Raw genomic sequence first — 3,550 nt, 5'->3', positions numbered from 1 at the left:
ATATAATATAAATCCTCTTTCAACTTCATAATAACATCTACTTCGTTATAAGTAGCCTCACGAGCATGTAAACCAAATTGATCCATACCAATCCATATCCACCCAGGTGTAAGATATAAAACATCTATATTAAAATAATCTAACTTAGTAAGCTCCGATGTAATAAATTTATCTTTATTAGCGATTTGTTTATCTATTAAACCGTATTCTTTCCCATTTTCAAATAGCGATATAAATTTCCCTACAATCGGATGTTCACGAACAATAAAATGATATTCTTTTTCCTCTATATTTACCACAATCAAACGAGAAACAGATAAATCAGGCCCTGAATTCGACATATTTGTTTATTCACCTCCTTATATAGGCTTCTTAAATATGATAACAAATGAATATTCAAATTAAGTTAATATAATGTAAAAAATAAAAAAGCTGATTTCCCTTTAGAAATCAGCCTTTATAATTTGATCAACTTTATTCTTTTACAAATTATTATAATGTTTCTTTTTCCTCATCATTTCCAGAAACTAAATTTCCTATAGCATCTGCTGTTACTTCCACTACAAATTCACAAATACCAGCCACAACTTCTCCAATTATTTCATCCATCTTTTTACCCCCTTATTTTATGTAACCTATTTGCATTATAGAAGAAACTGGTAAATACAAACTATCGAAAAAGGTGACATAAACCTTACAGAATTGTAAGCTCTTTCATTTCTTTACTTATCCCCTTTGAAACTCCAAGTATTTTTAGCAGACATATAGGCCATCATAATATGAAGCAAGTAATAATCTAGTGTCAGGAGGCGTTTAATATGTATTACGTAAAATTAATTAAAGGTCAATCTTTCTACGCTTTTGATCATCGTTTCTTAGTGTCTGAAGAAGAAGAGGTTTCAGAGAAAATTTATAATTACTTGCGACGTAATGAATTTTTTGAAGTACGTAAAGAAGAATATTCTGCTTAATTACAAAAAGCATTAAGAAAAATATCATCTTATTGTGATATATTCTTAATGCTTTTATGTGAATTTCTTCTTTTCAATAATTATTGTTGACTCTATTAAATAATCCAGTATTTGTCCAAGCTAATTCTTCACTATTTTCATATTCTAGTATATGAGGAGGTGAAGAATATGACTCATATCATTGATTACCAAGCTACTCAGCCTATAAGTAAAACTGGTGAAACAACTTTTGCAATCCCAGCTTCTCCAAATAAAGCAATTTTAGCAAATTTAAAATTGAGAATTTCAAGTAGAGATTCACGAAATAATCGAGTAGAATTAATCGCTACAATTGGTGTAGAAGGTATAACTGAGACTTCACAAGTTTTATTCCGAATTTTCCGTGATAACATTGAAATTTTTAATGCACAAGTAGGTATTGAATCTACAGATTCTGAACAATTCTACGTACAAACATTTCAAGCTATAGATCAAAACGTTAGCAGTGGAACACACGAATATTCATTAACTGTAGAAAACCTTACTAGTGGTGCAAGCGCAGAAGTTGTTGGCCCATTATCTTTTAGCGCTTTAGCTATTGGACAAGAGCGTAAATGTTGCTAAGTGAATCTAATATTTAATTTTGTACTTGAGAAAAGCGAGGCGTAGTTATACGTTCTTGCTTTTTTATATGTATCCTTACTTTCTATTAGCTTTAATCATAAATTTTTTACGTTTTGATTCACTTATTTCATCAATTAACACATCAAATTTTTGACAAATCAAAAAGATTGAAATCCAATTATGAAACACGTAATATAGACTCTGACTCTAAAAAAGTTCGTATGAAAATAGTGCATAAATAAGGAGGTTTTATATACGAGTTTTTCATTTTTAAAAGACGGAGAGGTTTTATGTTATGTGGCGTAATAAAAACGTTTGGATTGTTCTAATTGGGGAGTTTATTGCAGGTCTAGGATTATGGCTTGGTATTCTTGGCAACCTTGAATTTATGCAAAAATATGTCCCTTCTGATTTCATGAAATCAGTTATATTATTTATCGGACTATTAGCCGGTGTTCTAGTTGGATCTATGGCTGGCCGTGTCATCGATCAGTATGAAAAGAAAAAAGTTCTTCTTTACGCTGGGTTTGGTCGAGTTTTAAGTGTTATTTTCATGTTTTTTGCTATTCAATTTGAAAGTATCGCATTTATGATCGCATTTATGGTTGCTCTTCAAATTTCAGCAGCATTTTATTTCCCTGCATTACAATCTGTAATTCCACTCATCGTACGTGAGCATGAGTTATTACAAATGAACGGTGTACATATGAATGTTGGTACAATTGCTCGTATTGCAGGCACTTCACTAGGTGGAATTCTTTTAGTTGTGATGAGTTTACAGTACATGTATGCCTTCTCAATGGCAGCATACGCCTTATTATTCCTCTCGACTTTCTTCCTACAATTCGAAGACAAGAAATCAACAACACCAAGTAAACAAGCTGCAAAAGATAATAGCTTTATGGAAGTATTTCGTATTTTAAAAGGAATTCCTATTGCTTTTACAGCACTTATATTAAGTATCATCCCTCTATTATTTATAGCTGGGTTTAATTTAATGGTTATTAACATTAGCGAAATGCAACATGATCCTACGATTAAAGGGTTCATATATACAATTGAAGGTGTCGCATTTATGTTAGGTGCCTTCGTAATTAAACGTCTATCTGATCATTTCAAACCTGAAAAATTACTATATTTCTTCGCAGTTTGTACTGCTTTTGCACATCTGTCATTGTTCTTTAGCGATATAAAATGGATGGCTCTTACATCATTTGGTTTGTTTGGGTTTAGTGTTGGCTGCTTCTTCCCTATTATGTCGACGATTTTCCAAACGAAAGTGGAAAAAAGTTATCACGGTCGCCTCTTCTCATTCCGTAATATGTTTGAGAGGGTTATGTTCCAAATCGTCTTACTTGGCACAGGCTTCTTCTTAGATACAATTGGGTTACAATATATGGTTCTCATCTTTGGAGTCGTTTCATTATTGATTATTTCTATTTCCCTTTCTAAGCAGAAACATTATGAAAAACAGCATTCGCAATCTGCAAATTTATAAAATAAACAAAGAAGTATGGGTCTAATATTGAATCCATACTTCTTTGTTTTATAATACGCCTATTTATTACGTTTATTGAAATTACCTAAAGGAGTATCCCCCTTTTATTTCGAATAGATTATAAAAAGTACTCTTTATAAAAGGAGTGGTAAAATGTCTGATGGCATCGAAGTATTTATTGTCCTGCTCTTTGCAATTGCTCTGTTTAGCATCCTAAACTTTTTAGCCATTTCCTTATCTGGACATAGTTTTAAAAAAAGAATCGTGGCAGGTTTCATATTTTTACTACTGACTCCCATTATCTTTTTGACTATCGCAACATTTGCTTCTATATTCGATAAAGCAGGATTTGGCGCAGGTACGTTAGCCTTTATGACCGCAAGCGTATATATATTAAATGGAATAGTGATTCTGCTTTCCTCTTTATTTATCCTCAAAAAAGACATAACATAGGCTATAGTACTAGCATGAATCTGAC

The 3,550-nt window shown here is 31.9% G+C and carries 5 protein-coding genes; 4 read left to right on the top strand and 1 reads right to left on the bottom strand.

The annotated features are described in order from the left end of the window. The coding region (locus ABWK52_RS27490) for a hypothetical protein (protein ID WP_228161184.1) at positions 1-341 on the bottom strand (341 nt) is incomplete at its 3' end. Positions 342-818: 477 nt separating this feature from the next. Between ABWK52_RS27490 and ABWK52_RS27485 the strand changes: the two genes are divergently transcribed. The 4 genes from ABWK52_RS27485 to ABWK52_RS27470 all read left to right on the top strand — a co-directional run bounded on the left by ABWK52_RS27485 (position 819) and on the right by ABWK52_RS27470 (position 3,525). Further along, the gene (locus ABWK52_RS27485; RefSeq protein ID WP_000291905.1) at positions 819-971 is read left to right on the top strand and encodes a YqbF domain-containing protein; all 153 of its coding nucleotides are present in this window, start codon (positions 819-821) and stop codon (positions 969-971) included. A 168-nt stretch (positions 972-1,139) separates the two neighbouring features. Beyond that, positions 1,140-1,574 carry an exosporium protein ExsC gene (gene exsC, locus ABWK52_RS27480; protein WP_000148797.1) on the top strand — a complete coding sequence of 145 codons (435 nt, stop codon included), beginning with the start codon at positions 1,140-1,142 and terminating at the stop codon, positions 1,572-1,574. A gap of 295 nt (positions 1,575-1,869) precedes the next feature. Next, on the top strand, positions 1,870-3,072 hold the full coding sequence (locus tag ABWK52_RS27475; RefSeq protein WP_098541940.1) for an MFS transporter: 1,203 nt from the start codon (positions 1,870-1,872) through the stop codon (positions 3,070-3,072). 153 nt (positions 3,073-3,225) lie between these two features. Then, positions 3,226-3,525 (top strand): hypothetical protein, encoded by a 300-nt coding sequence (locus ABWK52_RS27470; protein WP_001279464.1) that lies wholly within the window; start codon positions 3,226-3,228, stop codon positions 3,523-3,525. Positions 3,526-3,550: the final 25 nt, after the last annotated feature.

This window comes from Bacillus sp. AP50, assembly GCF_040492675.1.
GTDB classification, from domain to species: domain Bacteria; phylum Bacillota; class Bacilli; order Bacillales; family Bacillaceae_G; genus Bacillus_A; species Bacillus_A cereus.
The sequence above is the reverse complement of the archived record's forward strand: the minus strand, read 5'-3'. Positions and strand labels throughout refer to the sequence as shown.